The following is a 25,179-nucleotide window of genomic DNA, read 5'->3' as shown; positions in this document are numbered from 1 at the left end:
ACCATAACGACAAAAAAATGAGGCGACCCTCGCCGCCTCTTTTTACTATTTACTATCGGGTCATCTGACTATCAGGCCAGTACCTGAAGGATGATAAGTATTACTCCGTCACCACCGTCTCCACCTGCACCGGTGCATAGCCATCATTCCAGCCCGGCCCCCAGCCTGGTCCCCAGACGTGACGATAGCGGCGATCCCACCAGGGGTCATAAGCCCGTGGCGGTAACACCATCTGCTGCACCACTCGCCAACGTTTGTAGCCTTCTACCTTCACGACTACAAATGTGTATGGCCGTTCACCAATTTTACCCTGCTCGCTGCCGGTAATCGGTCCGACTACCGTGATGAGTTGGTTTTTAAACTCTACCGGTTCCAGAAAACCGTTCACGTAGGCTACCAACCGCCCTTCCGATGGTTCATCGAGCCGCGGTCGGCCTGCACCATCCAACGGTAATGTCACGATTTCCAGCCGGGTGCGGTTGGCTTCATTGCGCATATCCGCAATCCGGCCGCCAAAGCGTGATTCCTGCCCAACATACAGATTGGGTGCATTCATCACCCGAATCAGGTCCATCTGCGGTGTTGCCGACGTTCCACGGATTTCATCCGGTACCGTGACGCAGCCTGACAGCATACTCAGGCTTAGCAACAACAGCGCGCACCACCCACCCCGAGTCCACCCTGACCGTCTGCGTTCAAATGCTTGATTGGCGAAACATTCGATTGTCATCACATACACCTGCCTGCTGCCGTTAAGTTATGACAGATACCTGAATTAGACTGTAGCTGATGCGATAAGTTGCTGTTATTCGCGGCCGGGTAATTTTTTCCATGCCACATTGTTGCGCAGATAGCGGGGTTCAGCCTGTTCAACGTTCACCACACCGCCTGACGACCATAACTGCCAGGCCAGCGGCAGCATATCTTGTGCATGGGGCAACAGCACATCGGTATGATTCAGGGTGATAGCCGGGTTATCAAGTAAAGCCGGGTAGGTTTGCCAGCCGGTTCCGGCTGTGGCCCAGTCGCCACTCAGTGATGCCGTCAGTGCCTGCACCTGAACCGGTGCCAGCACGGCCTCACTCGCTTCGCCCTGCCAGTGGTCTTGCTGATCACGCTCATAGCTCGCCCAGTAGACTTCGCCCATACGGGCGTCAATGGCGGCCAATACCCGGTTCGCGCCGGTCAGACGATATGCCCCTTGCGCCAGCGTCGCCAACGTTGACACGCCAAGCATCGGCAAACCGGCGCCCAGCGCTAACCCTTGTGCAATGCCAATACCAATACGCACACCCGTGAAACTGCCGGGGCCCCGAGCGAACGCCAGCGCGTCCAGTTGATTGAGCGTAATACCCTGCTCGGCCAGCAGTTGCTGGACCATCGGCAATACTCGCTGGGTATGTTCGCGAGGGCAAACCTCAAACAGGGAATGGATTTCACCATCATTCCAGAGTGCAACAGAACAGGCTTCCGTTGCGGTATCAAGCGCTAAAATTCGCGTAGACATGCCAACCTCAGGCAGGGAGAGAATATTTCAACGGCGCGCATCATAACAGCCAGCGCCGGTAAGCGTCACGGTTTGCGCGTCAGAAAATCGATAGCCTGGCGCAAATCTCGCGTTCTTGGCGCAGGCGGCAGGCTGGTCAGAAACACCTCGCCATAGGGCCGTGTCACCAGGCGATTATCGCAAATCACCAACACGCCGCGATCTTCCACATCACGAATCAGCCGGCCCACACCCTGCTTTAGCGTAATGACCGCATCGGGTAGTTGTACCTCATTAAACGGATCGCCGCCGCGCACCCGACAATCCTCCATACGCGCTTTAAGCAGCGGATCGTCCGGTGAGGTAAACGGTAACTTGTCGATAATCACACACGACAGCGCATCTCCCCGCACATCCACCCCTTCCCAGAAGCTGCCAGTCGCCACCAGCAGCGCATTGCCCGCCGCCAAAAACTGCGCCAGCAATTGCGGCTTACTGGTTTCACCCTGAACCAGCACCGGCAACGTTAACGAGGCACGAAACTCCGTGGCCAGATCGCGCATCATCTGGTGTGAGGTACACAACATGAAGCAGCGCCCCTGATTGGCTTCAATGAGTGGACGCAACAACCGCGCCAACTGTCTGGCAGCACCAGGTCGATTGATCTCCGGCAGGTTGCGCGGTACGCACAATAATGCCTGACTCGCGTAGTCAAACGGGCTTGGTAGCAGTAGTGTGCGTGCCTGATCCAGCCCCAATCGTTCGATAAAATGCGTGAGTTGCTCGTTAACCGACAGCGTGGCCGAGGTAAACACCCAACAGGCCGGTTTCTCTTTCATCACATCGCGAAAGCGGTCTGCGACCGACAGTGGCGTCAGTGCCAACACAAAATGACGTGAGGTACATTCATACCAGTAGCTGTAGCCAGGCTGCTGTACATCACGCAGCCGCTTTAACCGAGCCCGGTAAAGGGTCGCACGCTCAAAAGCCGCATCCAGCAACGCAGAACGGCCCAGCGATAATTTCGCCACATCGCAGCACAGTTCCAGCGCATCATCCAACAACGTCAATGACCGCTGTAATACATTATCCGTGACGATGTCACGTAAATTGCCGCGAAATCCCGGATCACCCAGCGCCAGCCGGAAATCCTGGGTACTCTGGCTCAATCGATCGGCGCTTTTCTGCAACTGGCTGGCGTCACGCACTTCAGTGCGGTAGGCAATCACGATATCTTTGGCGAGATCCAGCAACTGGCGACTGGAGAGCTGTTGACCAAAGTATTGGCTGGCAATATCCGGAATCTGGTGGGCTTCGTCGAAGATCACCACGTCGCTATCGGGGATCAGTTCAGCAAACCCGCTCTCTTTGACCACCATATCCGCCAGGTAGAGATGATGGTTCACCACCACCACATCGGCATCCATCGCCCGTCGACGGGCCTTCACCACAAAACAGTCTTTATAATGCGGGCAATCGCTGCCAAGGCAGTTATCGTTGGTGCTGGTCACCAGCGGCCATACCGCGCTGTCTTCAGCGACATCGCCGCACTGGCTGATATCGCCGTCTTCAGTTTCGCGGCTCCAACCACGCAACCGTACCAGCTCACGCAACACGTCATGACCCAAATCACCGCCCGCCAGCGATTGCTGCTCTAAGCGTTCGATGCACAAATAATTGGCACGGCCTTTTAGTAGCGCCAGCTTACCCTGAAACTGTAATGCGGTGGCGACTGTCGGTAGATCACGGCTATACAACTGATCCTGCAACGCGCGCGAACCGGTAGACACAATCACTTTTTTACCAGAACGCAGCGCAGGTGCCAGATACGCATAGGTTTTGCCTGTACCGGTACCCGCCTCTACCACCAGCGGTTGTCGGGCATCGATGGCTGACAGCACAGCCGCCGCCATCTGGCGTTGCGGTTCACGCGGCTGGAAGCCCTGAATCGCCCGCGCCAGTACGCCATCCGTTGCAAAATCGTCGATTGTGCTCTCTGCTATCACGCGGTCTCTCTTGTCTGACAATGCCGTCACCTGAATGCGGCGGAATTAAGGTGGCTGATTATGCCAAGCCTGCGTGCGCGACACCACTTCGGCTCAAGTCTCCACCGCACGCTAATATTTGCGCCCCACGCTGGGGTCACACGGAAAGCCGAACTGTGTTAGTCTCTGCGGTTTTAGCGCCTGTTCTACTCTGCGCAATTCTGCACAACTGCACTGCACATGCGGCAATACGCAAATCCTGCAACGCGCACACGCCACAAGGAGACTGACTTCATGGCCATTACCCGTATCAATCCTGACGCACGCTGGTCCGACGCGGTTATCTATAACAACACGCTGTACTACACCAGTGTGCCGGAAAATCTGGATGACGATGCCAAGGCGCAAACCGAAAACGCGCTCGCGTCGCTGGATGCCATCTTGCAACAGGCGGGCAGCGATAAGAGTCGCCTGCTGGATGTCACTATTTTTCTGGCCGACAAAGCGGACTTCGCCGCCATGAACGCCGCCTGGGATGCCTGGGTGGTGGCAGGCAGCGCGCCGGTGCGTTGCACCGTCGAAGCGAAGCTGATGAACCCCAAATTTAAAGTGGAAATCAAAGCGATCGCCGCTGTGGCATAACACTCGCGGGCGGCTGACGGGCGGCAATGAAGTACGCCGCCCGTCAGCCATTACTCTTGCATTACTCTGGTGCGTCGTCATCCTCAAAACGCGCTACCACCCGTGCTCCCTGATGGTTTTGACGCAACTCCTCCGCGACCTGGGCAATGGCTTCACCGCTACTCATGCCTTCCTCCATCAGGTGCTGTATTCTTTCCACCGCCTGTTGCTGCTGATCATGGGTCAGCGCCGGGATACCTGCAAACATCATTCGTCTCCTGAAAACCTTTTTATGCCGACTATGCCCGCGTCAGGCTGCGGTTTGTGGTACGCTTGCAACACTGCAACGCCTGCTGCCGGTTCAGCGCTTGGCTGCCGGTATGACCAACATCGTGAGACCATACCAATACCGTTATGCCGACACCGATAGTCTATCATGCTCTGCCCTACCAACCGGATGTGCTGTTACGCCTTTTTAGCACGCTCTCACATCAGCCTTGGGCGATGTTGCTCCATTCCGGATTTGCCGACCATCCCCATAACCGATTTGACATTCTGGTGGCGGAGCCGCGTCTGACGCTAGAGACCACCGGTACGCAAACCACTATCCAACAAGGCGATACCCGGCAGATATCGACTGAAGACCCGTTTTTATTGCTGCAACAGCATATCGACGCGCTGGCAGTCAACGTGCCGCCCCATCCGGATTACCCGTTTCAGGGCGGCGCACTAGGCCTGTTTGGGTACGATCTGGGTCGACGGGTGGAACACCTGCCGTCTGTGGCGGCGCGGGATATCGACCTGCCCGACATGGCGGTGGGGATTTACGATTGGGCGCTAATTGCCGATCATCACCAACAGCGCCTGACCCTGGTGTGTCATGGCGATGTAGCGAGCCGACTGGACTGGCTAAATAACCTTGCCCCCGTTGAACCGGGTACCTTCTGCCTGACCCGCAACTGGCAAGCCAACATGAGTCGTGACCAGTACGGTGAAAAATTCCGCCGGATTCAGGACTATCTGCGTGCAGGCGATTGTTATCAGGTCAATCTGGCTCAGCGTTTTCAGGCGACTTATCAAGGGGATGAATGGCAGGCATTTCTGACGCTTTCCGCCAGCAACCGGGCACCGTTTTCCGCTTTTTTGCGATTGCCGCATAGCGCCGTGCTCAGTATTTCGCCAGAGCGTTTCCTGTGGCTGCACGATCACCACATTCAAACGCGACCGATCAAAGGTACGCTGCCGCGGCTATCGGATGCCGACGAGGATGCCCGTCAGGCACAGCGACTGGCTGACTCCGAAAAAGACCGCGCAGAAAACCTGATGATCGTTGACCTGCTGCGCAACGATATTGGTCGGGTCGCCGTGCCAGGTAGCGTGCGTGTTCCCGAACTATTTGTGGTGGAGCCGTTTCCGGCAGTACACCATCTGGTCAGTACCATCGAAGCACAACTCCCGTCGCAACAGCACGCCACAGACTTGTTACGCGCCTGCTTTCCCGGCGGTTCAATCACCGGCGCGCCTAAGGTGCGGGCGATGGAGATTATCGAGGAACTGGAACCACACCGACGCAATGCGTATTGCGGCAGCATCGGCTATCTCAGCGTTTGCGGCACCATGGATACCAACATCACCATTCGCACACTGATCGCCACCAACGGCACACTTTCCTGCTGGGCGGGTGGTGGAATTGTGGCCGATAGCGAAGAACAGGCAGAATATCAGGAAACATTCGACAAGATTGGCCGCATTCTGCCGTTATTAATGGTATCGACCATGGAGTAAACCGGAGGGCTGAACAAGATGACGGATACTACGCTGTTGCCTTTCTTGTCCGATACGGAGGATGACTCCTCTTATGATCTGGACGCGTTTATTACACGCTTTCAGTTACAAACGGCCCCGGTTTTGCCGATTACGCGCCACCAACGGCAGGCTGCCGTACTGATACCGATTATCCGTCGCCCGGACCCGTGCCTGCTGTTGACACGCCGTTCGCCCCACCTGCGTAAGCATGCCGGGCAGGTAGCGTTCCCCGGCGGAGCGGCAGACCCAGAAGACGCCTCGCTGATTGCCACCGCACTGCGTGAAGCCCAGGAGGAAGTCGCCATTCCTCCGGCATCGGTTCAGATTTTGGGTACGCTACCCGCCTTCGACAGCTCCAGTGGTTATCAGGTCACGCCGGTGGTCGGGCTATTACCGGAGGACACGCCCTTTCATCCCAACGCTGATGAAGTCGCAGAATTGTTTGAAATGCCATTACGCGAGGCGTTTGCCTTGCAGCGCTACTACCCGCTTGATATCAAACGCCATCAGCAACGCCACCGGGTGTATCTCTCCTGGTATCAGCAGCAACTGGTCTGGGGGTTAACCGCTGCTATCATTCGTCAATTAGCACTGCATGTGGCGATGCCGGAGTCAGTTTGATCTCTGCGTGTTCCTCCTAGCCAGCCATAAGTTATTTTTCGGCATAACATAACTTTATTTCATGTGAAAAGCCGAATATGGCAGCATACTCTCCACTACAATAGCGCATTCTATCGAGTTTTATTCTAAAGCGAGTCAGCTTCGCGCCATCACACCGGATAAGTGGTGGTATGGCGAGCAACAATGACCCGCTTCCTATAATGACCCGCTTCCTATATAGTCACAACAGGCAAATAGTCACAACAGGCAACGCCCTGAGAGGAGTTTCAGCGTGATAAGCGTATTCGACATGTTCAAAATCGGAATTGGCCCCTCCAGCTCTCATACGGTTGGACCGATGAAAGCCGGTAAGCAATTTATCGATGAACTGCAACAGCGGGATTTGCTGTCCCGTACCGATCGGGTCATGGTCGAGGTTTACGGCTCTCTGGCTCTGACCGGCAAGGGGCACCATACCGATATCGCGATTATCCTTGGCCTGGCGGGTAACCAACCCGATACGGTGGATATCGATGCTATCCCGACGTTCATTCGGGAAGTCGAGCAGACCGAGCGGTTATCTCTGGCGGGAGTGCATGAGGTCGCCTTCCCCCGCGAAGGCGGCATGATCTTTCGGGGAGAAAATTTGCCGTTGCACGAAAACGGCATGACACTGACCGCTTTTGCTGGCGATCTTCCGTTGTTTCGCCAAACGTATTATTCGATTGGCGGTGGGTTTATCGTCGATGAAGCGCACTTTGGCCAAACTCAGGAAGACACTCTCACCGTACCGCATCCTTATCGTTCCGCCCGGGAAATTCTGGAGCACTGCAAACAAAGTGGGCTTTCCATTTCCGGCATGATGATGCGCAATGAAATGGCATTGCATAGCCGTCAGGAAATTGAAGATTATTTCGCTGCGGTCTGGCAAACCATGCGCGCGTGTATGGATCGCGGCATGAACACCGAAGGTGTGTTGCCCGGCCCGCTGCGGGTACCGCGCCGCGCCGCCGCGCTTCGCCGCATGTTGGTCTCTTCGGACAAGCTATCTAACGACCCGATGAACGTTGTGGACTGGGTCAATATGTTCGCATTGGCGGTCAACGAGGAAAACGCAGCCGGAGGACGGGTTGTCACCGCACCGACTAACGGCGCTTGTGGCATCGTGCCAGCGGTACTGGCCTACTATGATCATTTTATCGAACCCGTCGGCCCCGGTATCTACCTGCGTTATTTCATGGCGGCCGGTGCGATCGGGTCGTTGTATAAAATGAATGCGTCTATTTCCGGAGCGGAAGTGGGCTGTCAGGGCGAAGTGGGAGTGGCCTGTTCAATGGCCGCAGCAGGTCTGGCTGAATTGCTGGGTGCCAGCCCGGAGCAGGTGTGTGTAGCCGCAGAAATCGGGATGGAACACAATTTAGGCCTGACCTGCGATCCGGTTGCCGGACAGGTGCAAGTGCCGTGTATCGAGCGCAATGCTATCGCGTCTGTCAAAGCCATCAACGCGACCCGCATGGCGATACGTCGAACAACTGAAGCCCGCGTATCACTCGATAAGGTGATTGAAACCATGTACGAAACCGGCAAAGACATGAACGCCAAATACCGCGAAACCTCCCGCGGTGGGCTGGCAATCAAGGTGCAATGCGACTGATCGCAAACAACGTACAGATTCATCCTGATATTGATTGAAACTTTCAGTCGGTAACGCCCGCCATAACGGCGGGCGTTACTACCTCAAACGACCAATACCACTTATACAGCGTTTTCTGCGGTCGTTTCCGGTATACGGGCCACCCGGACCAGCTCGATACGATAGTCCGTCGCTTCTACGATCAGGAAACGCAACCGGTGCAGTTCCAATGTGTCACCCACTTTGGGGAACTCATCACTGTGCGCCAACAGCAGTCCTGCCAGCGAGGTATAATCCTCTTTCGGGTCGACCAGATCCTGCACATTGAGCACCTGCTGCAACGAATGCAGATCGGTCCCCCCCCGCACCAGCCAGCCGTCACCCTCTTCGATGATATCCAGCGTTTCATCTTCATCCGGGAATTCGCCAGCGATCGCCTCCAGAATATCCAGCGGCGTAACCAGCCCTTGTACCACGCCAAACTCATTGGTAATGATCACCAAACTACCTTTTGCCCGGCGTAATACCGGCAGCAGATTGATCACATCCAATGTTTCAGGTACCACGATCGGCGGGTTGTTGGCAGCGAACTGCTCCACATCGATATGCTCTTCCAACGCGACCAGCAAGTCTTTGGCGCGCACGACACCGACCAGCTCATCCAGCGAGCCCCGACACACCGGAAACAGGCTATGCGGCGTATCCAGTAATTGCAGGCGGATATCTTCCACCGACCGTTCACTGTCTACCCAGGAAATATCGGTACGCGGTGTCATAACACTACGCAGGGAACGGGAAGCCAGCGTCAGCACCCCACTTATCATGTAGCGTTCTTCTTCCGCAAACGTTTCTTCCGGTTGTTGCAGCGGCTGCTCTTCCTCATCATGGGTCGCTTTGCGCGCCCCCATCAGACGCAAAATCGCTTCGGCGGTACGTTCACGCATCGGTCGGTGCGACTGGTGTTTGATGAAATTGTGCCGGGCAACCTGATTAAACAATTCGATAATGATCGAAAAACCGATCGCCGCGTACAGGTAGCCTTTCGGGATATGAAAACCAAATCCTTCCGCTACCAGACTCAAGCCGATCATCAGCAAGAAGCTCAGACAAAGCACAACGACGGTTTGATGCGCGTTCACAAAACGGGTTAACGGCTTCGATGCCAACAACATAATGGCCATCGCGATCACCACGGCGGTCATCATCACACCGAGATGGTTGACCATACCTACCGCCGTAATCACCGCATCCAGCGAGAACACCGCATCCAGGATAACGATCTGTACCACTACGGCCCAGAAACTTGCCTGCGCACGGTTGGCATTGGGATCATGCGGGCGATTTTCCAACCGTTCATGCAACTCCATCGTTGCCTTGAACAGCAAAAATATCCCCCCGGCCAGTAAAATCAAATCGCGGCCCGAAAAGCTAAACTGCCCGACGAAAAACAGCGGTCGAGTCAGTGTCACCATCCAGGAAATCAGTGATAACAGGCAAAGCCGCATCAACAGCGCCAACGATAAACCGATGATACGCGCCTTATCACGCTGCCTGGCAGGCAGTTTATCTGCCAGAATGGCGATGAACACCAGGTTATCGATACCCAATACAATTTCGAGTACCACCAGCGTCAGTAAGCCTGCCCAGATTGAGGGATCCAGCAAAAATTCCATGTCAGACTCCGGAAAATGAACGAGCAAACGACATCAATGCCGTCGCATTGTGCAGCAAAAGAAAAAGGGAGATATCAGTACAAGGCTGAATACGGCCTGAATGGCCTATTGGCTGAAGAACACCACCGGCCAGCGCCGGAGTAAAAGAAATGAATCGTCGGTGACAGTCCATAGGAAGGGCGTTTACCCGTAACTCCTCTGTAATTAAAGGGAGAGTAACTTTAACAGAGTCAATGCTATTTTCCACAACGATTTTCTGTGACTCCGCGAAGCGGGTCGCATCACGAGCAATACAGCCATCACCAGCACAATTCAGCCACCGATTATCGACCGATATCACATAATTTATTTATTCGACCCCTAAAATAAATCCTGCCGATGTCAGTCTGCCCTGAATCGATTCATAAAGCGGCGTAATACGTAACTTAGACGCTTTTTGTGCCCCATATCGGGAAAGAATCGGGCAAGAAACGGTATTGCAGCCATACTGAATATCGCTCACAGATAAACGTGACGAAATTTATCCAGATAATCAGACAGATTTCACTCTCAACAAAACGGTGATTCTTGAAAGGAGGGAGCAAGTGAGTATTGCCATCATACTATGCACTCACGGCGCCACGGCCGGTCCGCTGTTAAATACAGCTGAAATGATTCTTGGTGAACAGAGTAACGTTGGTTGGATTGATTTTGTTCCCGGCGAAAACGCCGAAATCCTGATGGAAAAATATCAGGCGAAACTAACCGAACTGGACACCTCGCAAGGTGTGCTTTTTCTGGTCGATACCTGGGGCGGTAGCCCGTTTAACGCGGCCAGCCGTCTGGTGAATGACAAGAAAAATCACGAAGTGATTACCGGGGTCAATATTCCCATGCTGGCCGAAACATTTATGGCCCGCGACGATAACCCAGCCTTCGACGAACTGGTTGCTATCGCCCTGGAGGCCGGTCGTGCTGGCGTCAAAGCACTGAAAGCCCCCGAACCGGAAAAAGCGCCTCGCCCTGCCCCTGTCAGCGCCAAGCCAAGCGCGCCGCCGGGAGCGGGTGGACACATGAAAATCGGGTTGGCTCGCATTGACGACCGCCTGATTCACGGTCAAGTCGCGACCCGTTGGACCAAGGAAACCAACGTCAACCGGATTATTGTGGTCAGCGACGAAGTGGCAGCGGATAACGTGCGAAAAACGCTACTGACTCAAGTCGCCCCCCCCGGCGTTTCCGCGCATGTGGTCGATGTCGCCAAGGCGGTCAGGGTTTACGATAACCCGAAATACGCCGCTGACCGCGTGATGCTGTTGTTCACCAATCCAACTGATGTACTGCGATTGGTAGAAGGCGGCGTCGAGATTAAGTCGGTCAATATCGGCGGGATGGCTTACCGTCAGGGCAAAACCCAGGTCAATAATGCGGTATCGATTGACGACAAGGATATCGACGCGTTCAACAAGCTCCATGCGCGTGGTATTGAGCTGGAAGTCCGTAAGGTATCGACAGATACCAAACTCAATATGATGGACTTGATCACCAAAGTGGCGCATTGACGCCTCCGGAACAACGGAGCGCGTGACGACGTTATTGTTTGGACCACTATTCTCACAGGAGAAGTACCATGGAGATCACCACGTTTCAAATCGTGCTGATATTTATTGTGGCCTGTATTTCAGGTATGGGCTCTATTCTCGACGAATTCCAGTTTCACCGGCCGCTGGTGGCCTGTACCCTCATCGGGCTGGTGCTGGGCGATCTTAAAACCGGGATTATTATCGGCGGTACGCTGGAAATGATCGCGTTAGGCTGGATGAACATCGGTGCGGCGGTTGCACCTGATGCGGCCCTGGCCTCCATCATCTCCACAATTCTGGTTATCGCTGGCGGCCAAAGCGTCGGTGCCGGGATCGCTCTGGCTATCCCACTGGCCGCTGCAGGTCAGGTACTGACCATTATTGTGCGGACTATCACCGTCGCCTTCCAGCATGCCGCTGACAGCGCTGCTGAACGCGGCAACCTTTCCGCTATCAGTTGGATTCACGTATCCGCCCTGCTGCTGCAGGCCATGCGTATTGCTATCCCAGCGGTAATTGTTGCCATTTCAGTCGGGACAGAAGCGGTACACAGTCTGCTCTCTTCCATCCCCGAGGTGGTCACCACCGGGCTGAACATCGCCGGCGGTATGATCGTGGTCGTCGGTTATGCGATGGTCATCAACATGATGCGCGCCGGTTATCTGATGCCATTTTTCTATTTGGGCTTTGTTACCGCCGCCTTCACCAATTTCAATCTGGTCGCACTGGGCGTTATCGGTGTTGTTATGGCGGTGCTGTATATCCAACTCAGCCCTAAATACAACAAAGCTCATGGTGCAGCGGCTGCATCGTCAAACAACGATCTTGATAACGAACTGGATTAACAGGAGAGCAAGCCATGGTGGATACCACAAAGAAACTGACTCCCAGCGACATTCGCGCTGTGTTCCTGCGCTCGAACCTGTTCCAGGGGTCGTGGAATTTTGAACGCATGCAAGCACTGGGCTTCTGCTTTTCCATGGTACCGGTGATTCGTCGCCTCTACCCGGAAAACTCGGAAGAGCGGAAACAGGCGATTAAACGCCATCTGGAGTTTTTTAATACACAGCCGTTTGTCGCCGCTCCCGTTCTGGGTGTGACGATGGCGATGGAAGAGCAGCGAGCCAACGGCGCACCGATCGACGATGCTGCGATAAACGGCCTAAAAGTCGGGCTGATGGGGCCACTGGCCGGTGTGGGTGACCCGATCTTCTGGGGAACAGCGCGTCCTGTCTTCGCCGCGCTGGGTGCGGGCATCGCCATGAGCGGCAGCCTGCTCGGCCCCATCCTGTTTTTTGTGTTGTTTAATCTGGTGCGCCTGCTGGTACGCTATTACGGTGTGGCTTACGGTTACCGCAAAGGGGCAGATATTGTAAGTGATATGGGTGGCGGCTTGCTGCAAAAAATGACTGAAGGGGCGTCGATTCTGGGGCTATTCGTCATGGGCGCGCTGGTCAATAAATGGACCCACGTTAATATTCCTTTGGTGGTGTCACGCGTAACCGGACAGGATGGGCATACCACCGTCACGACGGTGCAATCGATACTTGACCAGTTGATGCCAGGCCTGGTGCCGTTACTGCTGACGTTTGGCTGTATGTGGCTTCTGCGTCGCAAAGTAAATGCACTGTGGTTGATTGTCGGCTTTTTCGTTATCGGCATCATCGGTTACTGGATTGGCGTGTTGGGACTCTGACGCTACTGGCCGGGGCAACCCGGCCATATTACTTTTTGTCATGTTACTGTTTGTATTGTTACCCTGTTATATCGTTAGACTGTTATAGCGTTACATTCCTGACAATACTTGCCGCTTTCATCATCCAAAACTGTTTTTAGCGCCTCTTACACCGCCATTGGAGTTGTACATGACTTTTACCGACGTTGTTCTGATGGTCTCTATTGCCCTGTCACTGCTGTTCGCCATTTACGATGAATTCATCATGGGTCGACAGCATGGTCATACCCTGCTCAAGGTACAATTGCGACGAAAACATCGACTTGATGCGCTGATCTTTATCGTATTGGTGGCGATACTCATCTACAAGAATGTCACAACGCAGGGCGCCTACCTGACGACATTGCTGCTTTTTTCGCTCATACTGATGGCGATATATCTGACCATGATTCGTTACCCAAAATTACTCTTCAAAGATCAGGGTTTCTTTTATGCCAATACCTATATTCCTTATCACCGTATTAGAAATATGAATTTATCAGAAGATGGCATTCTGGTGATTGGGCTTGAAAAAAGGCGACTACTGGTGGCAGTCAATGATTTGGACGATTTGGAGAAGATATATAATTTTATGATTGAAAATCAATGAAATGAAATAAATTCGCATTGCGAATAAATCGCAATGCATATTCACCTAATATATCTGTCCGCTATTTTAACCACGTGGCATTGTTTTAATTTTCATCAATTGTTTCCAGCTTATTAAAGATGAAAATAATTCTCAATTTCAATTAAACCCATATATTATTTATTGTTGTTTCCTGCAGGAATAATATGGTATCTTTGCGCCGTCCTTGGGGAGTAGCCGATTCCTGATGTCTCACATTCAGGAATGCTCGTATCAACATACTCGTTCTTCACTGAACGTGGTACGGGCGGCCAGACTGGCAGGCGAGACCATAGACACGTGATCCGTCGTCTGGTTGGGGGGGGATTACGTGGATATGGAGAACTGCCCAGCCGAGGCCATTTATTATGAATTTATCCGCTACACTCATTCTTGCTTTTGGCATGTCTATGGACGCTTTCGCTGCGTCTATTGGTAAAGGTGCCACACTACACAATCCCCGTTTCCGTGAAGCTATACGAACCGGTCTCATCTTCGGTTTTGTCGAGGCGTTGACGCCGTTAATCGGCTGGGCTCTCGGATTTTATGCCAGCCGTTTTATTCTCGCCTGGGACCATTGGGTTGCTTTCAGTCTGCTGCTTATTTTGGGCGGCCGTATGATTATGCAAGGGTTAAAAGGCGAAGACGCCTGTAACTGCGAGAAAATCTCCAAACACAGTCTGTTCGTTTTGGTGTGCACCGCTGTCGCCACCAGTCTGGATGCAATGGCGATTGGCGTCGGGCTGGCGTTCCTGCAGGTGAATATTTTCCACACCGCGATGGCCATCGGCTGCGCGACCATGATCATGGTGACAATCGGCATGATGATTGGCCGATATGTCGGGCCCATCCTGGGTAAACGAGCCGAAATTCTTGGTGGCGTGGTTCTGATCGGCATTGGCTGCAACATTCTTTACGAACACCTGCTCGATCTCGCCTGATGAATACACTAACGGGCAGCCTTCGCTGCCCGTTTCGCTACGCCACGCGCTTCAACGTTCTCGCCCTTCAACGTTCGCGCCGATGAAATCGAATCAGAAAATCGGTTTCACAGTCAAACTGCGATTCTGCCATTAATCCGTCACGTACATCCGGCGTCGCTCGCCACGCAAACGGCGTCATCTGTAACAGACTGGCGGCATCCGTTCCCGTCATCGACATGCGATACTGTAGCCGCTCAACCGTTTCCAGCACAAACCCCGGAAATACTTCATCAATTTCGGGATGTGGTTTTACATCCTGGTAAACCCTCGCTTTAAGCGACAGCAAATGGTTGGGCCCTGGCGAGACGGTCATTACCCCTCCTCCTGGCCGAATAACCCGCGCCAGCTCGTCGCCATTGCAGGGCGCATAAATTTTCAATACTGCGGCCAGAGAGTTGTCCTGAAAAGGCAGCCGTTGGCTGGATGCCACACAAAACATGACCTGGGTGTAGCGCTTAGCTGCTCGCTGTATCGCTGCTTTAGATACATCCAGTCCATACACAGGCATCTGTTGTGACGTGAGTGTGTCTGCCAGCGCGGCCGTGTAATACCCTTCACCACACCCAATATCCAATACGGCACCCGACAGTTCCTGCATACAGAAAGACAGGCGTTCTGATACCCGATCGCGCAGTGGCTGATAGTGCCCATGATCAAGAAAAGCACGACGGGCCTGCATCATTTCAGCACTGTCCCCCGGCTGTTTGGAACGCTTGAACTGCACTGGCAGTAAATTGACATACCCTTCCCGTGCGCGATCAAAGTGGTGTCGTCCGCAAGACCAGCGTTCGGATTCGGCGTACAAAGGTTGATGACAGAGTGGGCATTGGTAAGGCACTGAGGATTTTTGCATAGCATTCTTGATGATGAGAAAAGCAAAAAACCCGCACAAGGCGGGTTTTATGGCATGAGCTGGAAATTACAGCGCAACAACATTCACTGCAGAAGGACCTTTCTGGCCATCCTGAATTTCGAACTCAACATTCTGGCCTTCAGCCAATGTTTTGAAGCCGTTGCCCTGAATTGCAGAGAAGTGTACGAACACGTCTTTGCTGCCATCAGCCGGAGTAATGAAACCGAAGCCTTTAGACTCGTTGAACCACTTAACCTGACCTTTAATCTTTGCCATTTCAAAGTTTCCTTGAATAGTTTAAACCGCACTGAGGCGTTATACAGAAAAACCAGAGTCGTTACTGCTTGAGGCACTAAAATAAGGATCGGCAGAGAAGTGGTATTCAACGCTAACGTTTGTACTCAAGACTTCTTTACTGAAAATGCCATTCATATACAGAACTGTACCTCGTTTTACCCAGATGCGTTATTACATACTATGTAATCGTTGGCAAGCCATTTTTTACCAGCAATGGACATGTCGCACAAATTAGAACCTTTAATGTATCATTAATATCCACTCTACAATATCTCGGGATATTGATACACCGAAGCATTCTCTGCGGTGCATCCAACCATTTGATTATGTGCACGGTATTTCAATTACGCAAGCCGCTATGATCGACTTATTGCAGAATGTACTATGCCATAAAAAAATAATATTACTCATCAATCACAGGATGTAGTGGCTGTCCAGACACTGTTGACCAAAAGTGTGACTAAGGCTTTCTTTTTACTCTTTTATAATAAGAAAGACACCTATACCCGGGTACAGCACTGTAGACCGTCTATTTCTAATCGTGACTATCCGCTTTTATAATAATGAAACATAGCAAATAGATATGAAAAATAATTCTGAGCATCGCCCCCTTCAGAACGCAAACACATGCTGAGCATGGGTAACCGTATCGTCATATAGCCCACCACCGCTGTCCTAACGTTGCAAGACACGTGTTAGCTTGAGTAATAAATCAACACACTGGCAACGCCCGCTCTACCAGGGCACACATTCAACACCCAGAACAGGGATTACATTATTTTTTCAAAAAAATGATGTAGTCATGATTTATGTCCATCGTATTGCAGATTCATTTCTGTTTTTTAGCCGCAGAAAAAATGTTTATACCCGATTATTACTTGATGACTTTTTTGTTTATTTCTCATGCATCAAAAATGTTACGGAGTTATATTTCTCACTCTGCCTGTATCACCACCATTCAATCGAGGTGATCACATTTTGCACGGAACAAAAAATTAATCTGCATCAACCTCTGGCGCATCCATCAGTAATAAACAACATCATCCCACGTCAATTCACTATTCCGCTCGTTCATTTGCCGATATGTGCTCGTTTTTTGATATCCATCGTGACAACCCTGACACAGCGAGTTATTGTGTCATTACCGCCACTATCCAATCATTCACGTCTATACCGGCATCGGCGGGTTCATCTTTTTCTGAGGGGCAGACCAGTCAGTCTAAGCGTCATGATGATGCACATCTGCAATCCTCATTTCCGGTAGCAACGATAACGCTGCCAGCTGTGCGCCAGATTCCGTTTTTACCCTGCATAAATCGCTAACGTAATGGTACATCGGCAACATCAACGGGAGGTGACCTATGTGGCAGACGATTGAGCAACTGCTGGAAGAACATCTTGGCCCCGGTGATATTTTAGAACGGAAGGAATTACCCGGTGGTGAAGTCCATTCCGCCTGGCATCTGCGCTACGGTCAGCACGATGTTTTCGTCAAATGTGATGCCCGTGAATTACTGACTAAATTTCGTGCAGAAGCCGAGCAGTTGGAACTTCTGGCTCGTAGCCAAACAGTACAGGTACCCGCTGTTTATGGTGTCGGCAGCAACCGCGACTACAGCTTTCTACTGCTGGAATACTTAGTCCCCAAACCAGCATCCGCCCACGATGCATGGCGGCTGGGGCAGCAGTTGGCACAGTTGCATCAATGGAGCGAGCAACCGCAGTTTGGACTCGATTTCGATAATGACCTCTCGACTACCCCCCAGCCCAATGCCTGGCAGCGCCGCTGGTCCAGTTTTTTTGCCGAACAACGTATCGGCTGGCAGCTACAGCTAGCGGCAGAGAAAGGGTTACATTTTGGTGATATCGATGCGCTGATTGCGCTGGTGGAAAAACGCCTGTGCGGTCATCATCCACAGCCGTCGTTGCTGCATGGTGATTTATGGTCTGGAAATACCCTTAACACCGAGCGAGGTTATTACCTGTTTGACCCCGCCTGTTACTGGGGAGACAGAGAATGCGATTTGGCGATGCTGCCGCTGCACCCTGAATTACCGCCGCAGATTTACGATGGTTACCAAAGCATCTGGCCGCTGGAAAAGGATTTCGTTGAACGACAGCCAATCTATCAAATTTACTATTTGCTTAATCGGGCGAACCTGTTTGGCGGCAAACACGTGGTAACGGCTCAACAGGCGATAGAACATCAGTTGTTATAGTGCACAACAAATGCAGTGCACACATTGTTATCGTGCGCACGTTGGTTCTCGTACGCAGCCAGTTGATTCTCGTACGTAGATAATGTCGTACGCAAACCATAAGACTCGATACCGGGGCAACACAGGCCCCGGTAAGCTCACCCCAGTATGCCGACGACTTTCAGTGTCAGGTAACCGATGACGCCAACGACAACCGGCAGGATATATAGCGGAAAGAATTGCAACAAAATCGTATGTCGGGGCAGCTCTACACGCGACTCCAATTCCTCACGCGTTTTGCCTTCATCCCCTTTAACCTTCTCCAGGATCAGTTGGTCTTCCAACCCTTCCCGGATATGTTTTACCTGGCGAGACAAACGGGAACCAGACACTTGCAATGCCAGACCAACAAACATCAGCACATAAATCAGCCAAAACATCACAGTAGCAGGTGAAGACAAACGACCAAAATCAGGCACCGGTGAGTTGTACCAAAAGAGGTTTAAAAACGGTGTATTGAAACGCAACACCTCAACAACAAGATGTAAGAAGTCCTGCATCACACCATTGATCCCCTGCTTTTTCTCAGTAAAAGCATGGACGAGATTGGCCAGCGAGATAATGGTCGATAGCAAAGCAGGAAGGAAGACGACCCACCCCGTAATACGCTTAATCACGGCAAAAAGGCCAGCCTGTTGATACGTCATGTGTTCCCCTTGTGCGTGACGTCACGCCCAGTGCCACGGTGGGCAAAAAAGTGTAGACCCATAAAACCCGTTAGCAGGGTACTTCAGGTTTTAACAGAGTCAACGTTTTCTTTCCCGGCCACCCGGCTACCTATTTTCGACTACGATAGCCATCCAGACGATGAGAAGCAGAACATAAGAACAGGATATAAGCAAGGTGTCGACACCGCCGCCGACACCTTAATGAATAGAAGAAAATAAATCGAAGAACGCAGATTATGCGAAAAACTTAGAGGAAATCGGCACGTTTTGGCGAGAAGGTGTCAATCAGTACGCTACCTTCTTCCAGCGATACCACACCGTGCATTTCATGCTTCACCGCCATGTAAGCATCGCCAGTTTTGAGAATGCGCTTTTCACCTTCGATCACCACTTCGAAGCTACCTGCCGCGACATAGGCTATCTGATCATGGATGTCGTGCGTGTGCGGCGTACCGATAGCGCCTTTGGCAAAATGGACGCACACCATCATCAGGTCATCACTCCAGGTGATGATTTTACGTTTGATACCGCCGCCCAGTTCTTCCCACGGCGTTTCGTCGTCAATAAAGTACCTTCTCATGCTTTCTCCTCAAAGATAATACAACGTGCTTCCCTGATGTGAACAAGGTCACACAAAGGGGTCATGCCGCTATTCTAGTAACAACGGCATCAGATTAAACATAAAATAAGCAAAACCATGACGTCTCTCAAGAAATAAATAAAACATTATTTCATTTTTATTGAATTCACATCTCAACCACACTATTATCGCGCCATAACACGAAAGAACCGGGCAAAAAAGGTTCAGGTGACGTTGTCACTGCCACGCAAGGTGACCTGTTCCGCCCGGCGCTTTCCTGTCAGGCCTCGGCCTGATGTCTATCTGAAAGCGAGGAGCAACCATGCAAGTCCGTCAGAGCATCCACAGCGACCACGCCCGCCAGCTTGATACTGCTGGCCTGCGGCGCGAATTTCTGATCGAACGCGTTTTTGATGCAGACGCCTGTACCATGACTTATAGCCATATTGACAGAATCATCGTAGGCGGCGTTATGCCCGTCCATCAGGTGGTGACGATAGGCGAAGACGTGGGGAAACAATTGGGCGTCAGCTATTTTCTTGAGCGTCGTGAATTGGGCGCCATCAATATCGGCGGCAACGGCGTAGTCAGCGTTGACGGCGAGCGCTATGAAATTGGTCACGAAGAAGCGATTTACATTGGCAAAGGCGCACGGGATGTCCGTTTTACCAGCGTAGACCCATCCGCCCCGGCTCGCTTCTACTATAACAGCGCGCCTGCTCACACCACTTATCCAACACGCAAGATTACCGCGGCTGATGCTTCTCCCCAAACCGTCGGAGATGACGCGACCAGCAACCGTCGTACCATCAACAAATATATCGTTCCTGATGTGTTACCGACCTGCCAGCTCACAATGGGTCTGACCAAACTGGCGGAAGGCAGCCTGTGGAACACCATGCCATGTCATACCCATGAGCGCCGTATGGAGGTGTATTTCTATTTTGATATGGACGAGGAAACGGCCGTGTTTCACATGATGGGGCAACCACAGGAAACGCGTCATATTTTGGTTCACAACGAACAGGCGGTGATTTCACCGAGCTGGTCGATTCATTCTGGTGTAGGCACCAAACGCTACACCTTTATCTGGGGTATGGTTGGCGAGAATCAGGTTTTCTCAGACATGGATCACGTCAAAGTTAGCGAATTGCGCTAGCAGCTTACCCACCAGATTTCGCGTTGCAGGAAAGCGGCAAGCAGGCAAATCCGTGTCCCGTAGTGGGGATGGTGAACGCAGCCACTCGACCGGCAACCTGAAAAATGACGGGTATAACCGGTATTTCCCTACAGTAACAAGCTCACGACAAAACATGTCGTTTACAGAGAGATTAAAGCTATGATTCTAGATGCATTCAATTTACAGGGCAAAGTGGCACTGATCACGGGTTGTGATACCGGTCTGGGTCAGGGTATGGCTGTCGGTCTGGCAGAAGCAGGCTGTGACATCGTCGGCGTCAACATCGTTGAGCCGAAAGAAACCATCGAAAAAGTCACTGCCACAGGCCGTCGTTTCCTCAGCCTGACCGCTGATATGAGCGATATCTCTGGCCATGCTGCACTGGTGGAAAAAGCCGTTGCTGAGTTCGGTAAAGTGGACATTCTGGTTAACAACGCTGGCATCATCCGCCGTGAAGACGCCATCGAGTTCAGTGAAAAGAACTGGGACGATGTGATGAATCTGAACATCAAGAGCGTGTTCTTCATGTCACAGACCGTTGCCCGTCAGTTCATCAAACAGGGTCATGGCGGTAAAATTATTAATATCGCCTCCATGCTGTCTTTCCAGGGTGGCATCCGCGTACCGTCTTACACCGCGTCCAAGAGCGCCGTCATGGGGATCACCCGCCTGCTGGCCAACGAATGGGCAAAACACAATATTAATGTAAACGCTATCGCCCCTGGTTACATGGCAACCAACAACACCCAGCAGTTGCGTGCTGACCAAGACCGCAGCAAAGAAATCCTGGATCGTATCCCGGCTGGCCGCTGGGGTCTGCCGCAGGATTTGCAAGGTCCGGCCGTGTTCCTGGCATCCAGCGCCTCCGATTATGTGAACGGTTACACCATCGCGGTCGACGGCGGCTGGCTGGCTCGCTAATTTTCCACAAAATTTCTTTATGGATAAAGGCACAATTTAGTATTGTGCCTTTCTTTTATCTATCAGCAAGTTACTCTTTCCACTCCTTCCCACCCGGTTTCCAAATTCTCCATAAAAAATTTTCAAAACAACGTTCCGACTTTGATCACACTTTCGATACTGAGCACATGACGAAAATATAACTTGGGCAATATAATCAATCAAAACAATGTTTCTATTTATAAGGAACTGTTTCTTCCAGTTCTGCAAGAAGGTAGTCCATGAGTATTTTTACTGATTTGAACACCAGCAGAAAATGGCAAATCGACCAGTGGTTATCGGCGATTAACAGCCACATTGAAAAGATTCAGCAATACGCTCACAGCGCGGTCAATCCCACGCCGTTATTGGCTGACGGATTTGAGATAAAAACACAATCTCCCGTTGTCTGGCGGTTTCCCGATGGTCATGATGCACCGATTTCTAACTTCGCCAGTCAGCAAAATTGGCTGCGTTTATTAATATCCATGAGCGCAGTCACAGAAACAGAAAAATATCGCCAGTCCGCTTTTGCTCAATGTGAATATTTTCTAGACCATTTTGTCGATGAAAATAGCGGACTTTTTTACTGGGGCGGCCATCGTTTTATTCATCTCGACACATTAGCCAGTGAAGGGCCAGAATCAAAATCTCTGGTACATGAATTAAAACACCACCTTCCCTATTACGAATTCCTGTATCAGGTCAATCCTGAGAAAACCCATCATTTTATTCAGGGATTCTGGAACGCACATGTAGAAAATTGGGATAGTCTGGATTTAGGGCGCCACGGCGATTACGCCAAGGTACGCGATCCCCAGGTCTTTGAACATGCACGGCATGATGTCGTCGACCCTGCCAGGTGGCCGGAACTCCCGTTAACCAAAGGGCTAACCTTCGTGAATGCCGGTACTGACCTGATCTATGCCGCTTTCGCTTATGCTCGCCACAGCGGTGATACTCACGCGGCTGATTGGGGTAAACACCTCTACCGCCAGTATGTGTTGGCGCGTAACCCGGAAACCGGTATGCCGGTTTACCAATTCAGTTCGCCATTGCAGCGCCAGCCCGTACCGGCTGATGACAATCAAACCCAATCCTGGTTCGGCGACCGTGCGCAGCGGCAGTTTGGTCCGGAATTTGGTGCCATTGCCCGCGAAGCTAACGTGTTGTTCCGCGACATGCGGCCATTGCTGATCGATAACCCTCTGGCGATGCTCGATATTTTACAACACCGCCCTGACGCCGAAACGCTCACCTGGGTCATCACTGGCCTGAAAAACTACTACCAATACGCTTACGATGTCGACAGCAATAGCCTGCGACCAATGTGGAACGACGGCCAGGACATGACCGGCTACTGCTTCAAACGCGATGGCTACTACGGCAAGGCGGGTACGGTGTTAAAGCCGTTTCCACTGGAAGGCGATTATCTGCTGCCATTAGTCCGCGCCTGGCGACTGAGTCACGATAGCGACCTGTATACGTTGATCATGACGATGCTGTCACGGCTGGAAAAAGAAGGCTTTCATCAATCTGCCTCACCTTTCCTGTTGTTGGCTATTACCGAACTGGCGCACACCCAGCAATCGGCACAATGGGCTGAATATGCCTGGCAAATGGCAGAAATTTTATTTAAGCGCCATTTCCACCACGGTTTATTTGTGCGCTCTGAACACCATCGTTATGTACGCATTGATGATCCCTTCCCTGCCATTCTGTTGACGTTGATCGCCGCCTGCAGAAATAAATGGCAGGAAATTCCTACGATATTAACCCAGGGGGGATATATCCATGGCGATTATCGGATTAATGGAGAAAGCCGGGTTATTTATGACACGGAGTTTATTTACCCAGAAAAACTAATTCATTGATTTTATTTTTACAGACTCACCATTACAAAAGTAGGTAAGCATTATGAATGAAAACAGAATGCTGGGGTTAGCTTATATCTCCCCCTATATAATAGGGCTGATAGTCTTTACCGCTTTTCCCTTTCTTTCATCGTTCGTACTCAGTTTTACTGAATACGATTTAATGAGTCCGCCCACCTTCACCGGCCTGGAAAATTACCACCGGATGTTTATGGAGGACGATCTTTTCTGGAAATCCATGGGAGTAACGTTTGCTTATGTGTTCCTGACCATTCCGCTGAAACTGATTTTCGCACTGCTTATCGCCTTCGTGCTGAACTTCAAGTTACGTGGCATCGGTTTTTTCCGTACCGCTTATTATGTGCCGTCAATTCTCGGTAGCAGCGTGGCTATCGCCGTATTGTGGCGCGCCCTGTTCGCCATTGATGGGTTACTGAATAGCTTTATCGGCGTCTTCGGTTTAGACCCGGTTAACTGGCTGGGCGAACCCTCACTGGCGTTAATGTCGGTTACCTTGCTGCGTGTTTGGCAGTTCGGTTCCGCGATGGTTATCTTCCTGGCTGCTCTGCAGAACGTGCCGCAATCCCAATATGAAGCGGCGATGATCGATGGCGCCTCGAAATGGCAGATGTTCCTGAAGGTCACCGTACCGCTGATTACGCCGGTTATCTTCTTCAACTTCATCATGCAGACAACGCAGGCGTTCCAGGAGTTTACTGCGCCCTACGTGATTACCGGCGGTGGGCCAACTCACTACACCTATCTGTTCTCGCTCTATATCTACGATACCGCGTTCAAGTATTTCGATATGGGGTACGGTGCTGCGCTGGCATGGGTGCTGTTCCTGGTGGTAGCCGTCTTCGCCGCTATCTCCTTCAAATCGTCTAAATACTGGGTGTTCTATTCCGCTGATAAAGGAGGAAAAAATGGCTGATATTCATTCTCCACTGTCTGCGCAGGACATCGCTGCAGAAGAAGTTCGTCGCACGCTGCGCCGTGAAAAAATCAGCGCCAGCATCCGCTACATCATTTTGTTGGCAGTCGGCATCCTGATGCTCTATCCGCTGGCGTGGATGTTCTCAGCGTCGTTTAAACCGAACCATGAAATTTTCACGACACTCAGTCTGTGGCCGACTCACGCCACCTGGGATGGTTTTATCAATGGCTGGAAAACCGGCACCGAATACAACTTCGGTCACTACATGATCAATACCTTCAAGTATGTGATTCCGAAGGTAGTGTTGACGGTAATTTCCTCCACCATCGTGGCTTACGGCTTTGCCCGGTTCGAGATTCCGTGGAAGAACTTTTGGTTCGCCACGCTGATCGGCACCATGCTGTTGCCAAGCACCGTTTTGCTGATTCCGCAGTACATCATGTTCCGTGAAATGGGCATGCTGAACAGCTATCTGCCGTTGTATGTGCCGGTCGCGTTCGCCACCCAGGGATTCTTTGTCTTCATGCTGATTCAGTTCCTGCGTGGTGTACCGCGTGACATGGAAGAAGCCGCACAGATCGATGGCTGCAACTCCTGGCAGGTACTGTGGTATGTCGTGGTGCCGATTCTGAAACCGGCCATCATCTCGGTCGCGCTGTTCCAGTTCATGTGGTCAATGAACGACTTTATCGGCCCGCTGATTTACGTTTACAGCGTCGACAAATACCCGATTGCGCTGGCGTTGAAAATGTCTATCGACGTAACGGAAGGCGCACCGTGGAACGAAATTCTGGCAATGGCAAGCATCTCCATTCTGCCGTCCATCATCATTTTCTTCATGGCTCAGCGCTACTTCGTTCAGGGCGTTACCAGCAGCGGAATTAAAGGTTAATTGAGGAATT

25 protein-coding genes and 1 riboswitch are annotated in these 25,179 nt (G+C 51.8%); of the genes, 15 read left to right on the top strand and 10 right to left on the bottom strand.

The features are described from left to right. Nucleotides 1–100: 100 nt before the first annotated feature. The 3 genes from DD586_RS09825 to DD586_RS09815 all read right to left on the bottom strand — a co-directional run bounded on the left by DD586_RS09825 (nt 101) and on the right by DD586_RS09815 (nt 3,492). A complete protein-coding gene (locus DD586_RS09825; protein ID WP_012884657.1) occupies nt 101–730 on the bottom strand; it encodes a Slp family lipoprotein in 630 nt (209 codons plus the stop codon). Nucleotides 731–805: 75 nt separating this feature from the next. Next, nucleotides 806–1,507: a tRNA (adenosine(37)-N6)-threonylcarbamoyltransferase complex dimerization subunit type 1 TsaB gene (tsaB, locus tag DD586_RS09820; protein ID WP_012884656.1), complete on the bottom strand. Its 702-nt coding sequence runs from the start codon at nt 1,505–1,507 to the stop codon at nt 806–808. Nucleotides 1,508–1,572: 65 nt separating this feature from the next. After that, the gene (locus DD586_RS09815) at nt 1,573–3,492 is read right to left on the bottom strand and encodes an ATP-dependent DNA helicase (protein ID WP_012884655.1); all 1,920 of its coding nucleotides are present in this window, start codon (nt 3,490–3,492) and stop codon (nt 1,573–1,575) included. Between the two features lie 273 nt (nt 3,493–3,765). On the opposite strand from DD586_RS09815, the gene DD586_RS09810 reads away from it, so the two are divergent. After that, the gene (locus DD586_RS09810; protein ID WP_012884654.1) at nt 3,766–4,113 is read left to right on the top strand and encodes a RidA family protein; all 348 of its coding nucleotides are present in this window, start codon (nt 3,766–3,768) and stop codon (nt 4,111–4,113) included. A 61-nt stretch (nt 4,114–4,174) separates the two neighbouring features. Here the strand turns inward: DD586_RS09810 and DD586_RS09805 are convergent, their stop codons facing one another. Beyond that, the gene (locus DD586_RS09805; protein WP_012884653.1) at nt 4,175–4,360 is read right to left on the bottom strand and encodes a YoaH family protein; all 186 of its coding nucleotides are present in this window, start codon (nt 4,358–4,360) and stop codon (nt 4,175–4,177) included. A 146-nt stretch (nt 4,361–4,506) separates the two neighbouring features. On the opposite strand from DD586_RS09805, the gene pabB reads away from it, so the two are divergent. The 3 genes from pabB to DD586_RS09790 all read left to right on the top strand — a co-directional run bounded on the left by pabB (nt 4,507) and on the right by DD586_RS09790 (nt 8,152). Further along, the gene (gene pabB / locus DD586_RS09800; protein WP_012884652.1) at nt 4,507–5,877 is read left to right on the top strand and encodes an aminodeoxychorismate synthase component 1; all 1,371 of its coding nucleotides are present in this window, start codon (nt 4,507–4,509) and stop codon (nt 5,875–5,877) included. 18 nt (nt 5,878–5,895) lie between these two features. Continuing rightward, nucleotides 5,896–6,519, top strand: coding sequence for a CoA pyrophosphatase (locus tag DD586_RS09795; RefSeq protein ID WP_012884651.1), 624 nt, complete (start codon nt 5,896–5,898; stop codon nt 6,517–6,519). 271 nt (nt 6,520–6,790) lie between these two features. Further along, the gene (locus DD586_RS09790; RefSeq protein ID WP_012884650.1) at nt 6,791–8,152 is read left to right on the top strand and encodes an L-serine ammonia-lyase; all 1,362 of its coding nucleotides are present in this window, start codon (nt 6,791–6,793) and stop codon (nt 8,150–8,152) included. Nucleotides 8,153–8,253: 101 nt separating this feature from the next. On the opposite strand, the gene DD586_RS09785 is transcribed toward DD586_RS09790, so the two are convergent. Beyond that, complete coding sequence (locus DD586_RS09785; RefSeq protein WP_012884649.1) at nt 8,254–9,804, bottom strand: TerC family protein; 1,551 nt, start codon at nt 9,802–9,804, stop codon at nt 8,254–8,256. A gap of 584 nt (nt 9,805–10,388) precedes the next feature. Here DD586_RS09785 and manX point away from each other — a divergent pair. The 5 genes from manX to mntP all read left to right on the top strand — a co-directional run bounded on the left by manX (nt 10,389) and on the right by mntP (nt 14,649). Beyond that, nucleotides 10,389–11,345: a PTS mannose transporter subunit IIAB gene (manX, locus tag DD586_RS09780; RefSeq protein WP_012884648.1), complete on the top strand. Its 957-nt coding sequence runs from the start codon at nt 10,389–10,391 to the stop codon at nt 11,343–11,345. Nucleotides 11,346–11,413: 68 nt separating this feature from the next. Next, complete coding sequence (locus DD586_RS09775) at nt 11,414–12,211, top strand: PTS mannose/fructose/sorbose transporter subunit IIC (RefSeq protein ID WP_012884647.1); 798 nt, start codon at nt 11,414–11,416, stop codon at nt 12,209–12,211. A gap of 14 nt (nt 12,212–12,225) precedes the next feature. Continuing rightward, a complete protein-coding gene (locus tag DD586_RS09770) occupies nt 12,226–13,062 on the top strand; it encodes a PTS mannose transporter subunit IID (RefSeq protein ID WP_012884646.1) in 837 nt (278 codons plus the stop codon). A 169-nt stretch (nt 13,063–13,231) separates the two neighbouring features. Beyond that, on the top strand, nt 13,232–13,690 hold the full coding sequence (locus tag DD586_RS09765) for a DUF986 family protein (RefSeq protein WP_012884645.1): 459 nt from the start codon (nt 13,232–13,234) through the stop codon (nt 13,688–13,690). 195 nt (nt 13,691–13,885) lie between these two features. Then, a riboswitch (yybP-ykoY riboswitch) is annotated at nt 13,886–14,069 on the top strand. A 7-nt stretch (nt 14,070–14,076) separates the two neighbouring features. After that, a complete protein-coding gene (mntP, locus tag DD586_RS09760) occupies nt 14,077–14,649 on the top strand; it encodes a manganese efflux pump MntP (protein ID WP_012884644.1) in 573 nt (190 codons plus the stop codon). A gap of 67 nt (nt 14,650–14,716) precedes the next feature. Here mntP and rlmA read toward each other — a convergent pair whose 3' ends face one another. The 3 genes from rlmA to DD586_RS21380 form a co-directional block, all read right to left on the bottom strand. Beyond that, a complete protein-coding gene (rlmA, locus tag DD586_RS09755; protein ID WP_012884643.1) occupies nt 14,717–15,544 on the bottom strand; it encodes a 23S rRNA (guanine(745)-N(1))-methyltransferase in 828 nt (275 codons plus the stop codon). Nucleotides 15,545–15,610: 66 nt separating this feature from the next. Then, a complete protein-coding gene (cspE, locus tag DD586_RS09750; protein WP_012769694.1) occupies nt 15,611–15,820 on the bottom strand; it encodes a transcription antiterminator/RNA stability regulator CspE in 210 nt (69 codons plus the stop codon). Between the two features lie 39 nt (nt 15,821–15,859). After that, nucleotides 15,860–15,976: a DUF2627 domain-containing protein gene (locus DD586_RS21380; RefSeq protein WP_071526204.1), complete on the bottom strand. Its 117-nt coding sequence runs from the start codon at nt 15,974–15,976 to the stop codon at nt 15,860–15,862. A gap of 1,226 nt (nt 15,977–17,202) precedes the next feature. Here DD586_RS21380 and DD586_RS09745 point away from each other — a divergent pair. Further along, the gene (locus DD586_RS09745; protein ID WP_012884642.1) at nt 17,203–18,060 is read left to right on the top strand and encodes a fructosamine kinase family protein; all 858 of its coding nucleotides are present in this window, start codon (nt 17,203–17,205) and stop codon (nt 18,058–18,060) included. A 137-nt stretch (nt 18,061–18,197) separates the two neighbouring features. Here DD586_RS09745 and DD586_RS09740 read toward each other — a convergent pair whose 3' ends face one another. Further along, nucleotides 18,198–18,746 carry a YniB family protein gene (locus DD586_RS09740; RefSeq protein ID WP_012884641.1) on the bottom strand — a complete coding sequence of 183 codons (549 nt, stop codon included), beginning with the start codon at nt 18,744–18,746 and terminating at the stop codon, nt 18,198–18,200. 268 nt (nt 18,747–19,014) lie between these two features. Further along, nucleotides 19,015–19,347, bottom strand: coding sequence for a cupin domain-containing protein (locus tag DD586_RS09735; RefSeq protein WP_012884640.1), 333 nt, complete (start codon nt 19,345–19,347; stop codon nt 19,015–19,017). Between the two features lie 322 nt (nt 19,348–19,669). Between DD586_RS09735 and kduI the strand changes: the two genes are divergently transcribed. From kduI to DD586_RS09710, 5 genes are all read left to right on the top strand, one after another. Beyond that, nucleotides 19,670–20,506: a 5-dehydro-4-deoxy-D-glucuronate isomerase gene (kduI, locus tag DD586_RS09730; RefSeq protein ID WP_012884639.1), complete on the top strand. Its 837-nt coding sequence runs from the start codon at nt 19,670–19,672 to the stop codon at nt 20,504–20,506. 180 nt (nt 20,507–20,686) lie between these two features. Next, nucleotides 20,687–21,448, top strand: coding sequence for a 2-dehydro-3-deoxy-D-gluconate 5-dehydrogenase KduD (gene kduD / locus DD586_RS09725; protein ID WP_012884638.1), 762 nt, complete (start codon nt 20,687–20,689; stop codon nt 21,446–21,448). Nucleotides 21,449–21,708: 260 nt separating this feature from the next. Beyond that, complete coding sequence (gene pelW, locus DD586_RS09720; RefSeq protein WP_012884637.1) at nt 21,709–23,340, top strand: pectate disaccharide-lyase PelW; 1,632 nt, start codon at nt 21,709–21,711, stop codon at nt 23,338–23,340. Between the two features lie 43 nt (nt 23,341–23,383). Next, nucleotides 23,384–24,274 carry a carbohydrate ABC transporter permease gene (locus DD586_RS09715; protein ID WP_012769686.1) on the top strand — a complete coding sequence of 297 codons (891 nt, stop codon included), beginning with the start codon at nt 23,384–23,386 and terminating at the stop codon, nt 24,272–24,274. Next, complete coding sequence (locus DD586_RS09710; protein WP_012884636.1) at nt 24,267–25,169, top strand: carbohydrate ABC transporter permease; 903 nt, start codon at nt 24,267–24,269, stop codon at nt 25,167–25,169. Before DD586_RS09715 ends, DD586_RS09710 begins: the two co-directional genes overlap by 8 nt. The last annotated feature ends 10 nt before the right edge of the window (nt 25,170–25,179 follow it).

Source organism: Dickeya parazeae Ech586, from assembly GCF_000025065.1.
GTDB lineage: Bacteria > Pseudomonadota > Gammaproteobacteria > Enterobacterales > Enterobacteriaceae > Dickeya > Dickeya zeae.
This window is presented reverse-complemented; position numbering and strand designations above follow the sequence as displayed.

Bases quoted from the DNA above. Each gene is read 5' to 3' on its own strand.
- DD586_RS09785 (WP_012884649.1), bottom strand. From the start codon at position 9,804: ATGGAATTTTTGCTGGATCCCTCAATCTGGGCAGGCTTACTGACGCTG.
- DD586_RS21380 (WP_071526204.1), bottom strand. From the start codon at position 15,976: ATGAATGGCATTTTCAGTAAAGAAGTCTTGAGTACAAACGTTAGCGTT.
- DD586_RS09825 (WP_012884657.1), bottom strand. From the start codon at position 730: ATGACAATCGAATGTTTCGCCAATCAAGCATTTGAACGCAGACGGTCA.
- pelW (WP_012884637.1), top strand. From the start codon at position 21,709: ATGAGTATTTTTACTGATTTGAACACCAGCAGAAAATGGCAAATCGAC.
- kduD (WP_012884638.1), top strand. From the start codon at position 20,687: ATGATTCTAGATGCATTCAATTTACAGGGCAAAGTGGCACTGATCACG.
- DD586_RS09735 (WP_012884640.1), bottom strand. From the start codon at position 19,347: ATGAGAAGGTACTTTATTGACGACGAAACGCCGTGGGAAGAACTGGGC.
- DD586_RS09740 (WP_012884641.1), bottom strand. From the start codon at position 18,746: ATGACGTATCAACAGGCTGGCCTTTTTGCCGTGATTAAGCGTATTACG.
- cspE (WP_012769694.1), bottom strand. From the start codon at position 15,820: ATGGCAAAGATTAAAGGTCAGGTTAAGTGGTTCAACGAGTCTAAAGGC.
- DD586_RS09710 (WP_012884636.1), top strand. From the start codon at position 24,267: ATGGCTGATATTCATTCTCCACTGTCTGCGCAGGACATCGCTGCAGAA.
- DD586_RS09810 (WP_012884654.1), top strand. From the start codon at position 3,766: ATGGCCATTACCCGTATCAATCCTGACGCACGCTGGTCCGACGCGGTT.
- tsaB (WP_012884656.1), bottom strand. From the start codon at position 1,507: ATGTCTACGCGAATTTTAGCGCTTGATACCGCAACGGAAGCCTGTTCT.
- DD586_RS09775 (WP_012884647.1), top strand. From the start codon at position 11,414: ATGGAGATCACCACGTTTCAAATCGTGCTGATATTTATTGTGGCCTGT.
- DD586_RS09745 (WP_012884642.1), top strand. From the start codon at position 17,203: ATGTGGCAGACGATTGAGCAACTGCTGGAAGAACATCTTGGCCCCGGT.
- DD586_RS09715 (WP_012769686.1), top strand. From the start codon at position 23,384: ATGAATGAAAACAGAATGCTGGGGTTAGCTTATATCTCCCCCTATATA.
- kduI (WP_012884639.1), top strand. From the start codon at position 19,670: ATGCAAGTCCGTCAGAGCATCCACAGCGACCACGCCCGCCAGCTTGAT.
- DD586_RS09805 (WP_012884653.1), bottom strand. From the start codon at position 4,360: ATGTTTGCAGGTATCCCGGCGCTGACCCATGATCAGCAGCAACAGGCG.
- pabB (WP_012884652.1), top strand. From the start codon at position 4,507: ATGCCGACACCGATAGTCTATCATGCTCTGCCCTACCAACCGGATGTG.
- rlmA (WP_012884643.1), bottom strand. From the start codon at position 15,544: ATGCAAAAATCCTCAGTGCCTTACCAATGCCCACTCTGTCATCAACCT.
- mntP (WP_012884644.1), top strand. From the start codon at position 14,077: ATGAATTTATCCGCTACACTCATTCTTGCTTTTGGCATGTCTATGGAC.
- DD586_RS09770 (WP_012884646.1), top strand. From the start codon at position 12,226: ATGGTGGATACCACAAAGAAACTGACTCCCAGCGACATTCGCGCTGTG.
- DD586_RS09795 (WP_012884651.1), top strand. From the start codon at position 5,896: ATGACGGATACTACGCTGTTGCCTTTCTTGTCCGATACGGAGGATGAC.
- DD586_RS09765 (WP_012884645.1), top strand. From the start codon at position 13,232: ATGACTTTTACCGACGTTGTTCTGATGGTCTCTATTGCCCTGTCACTG.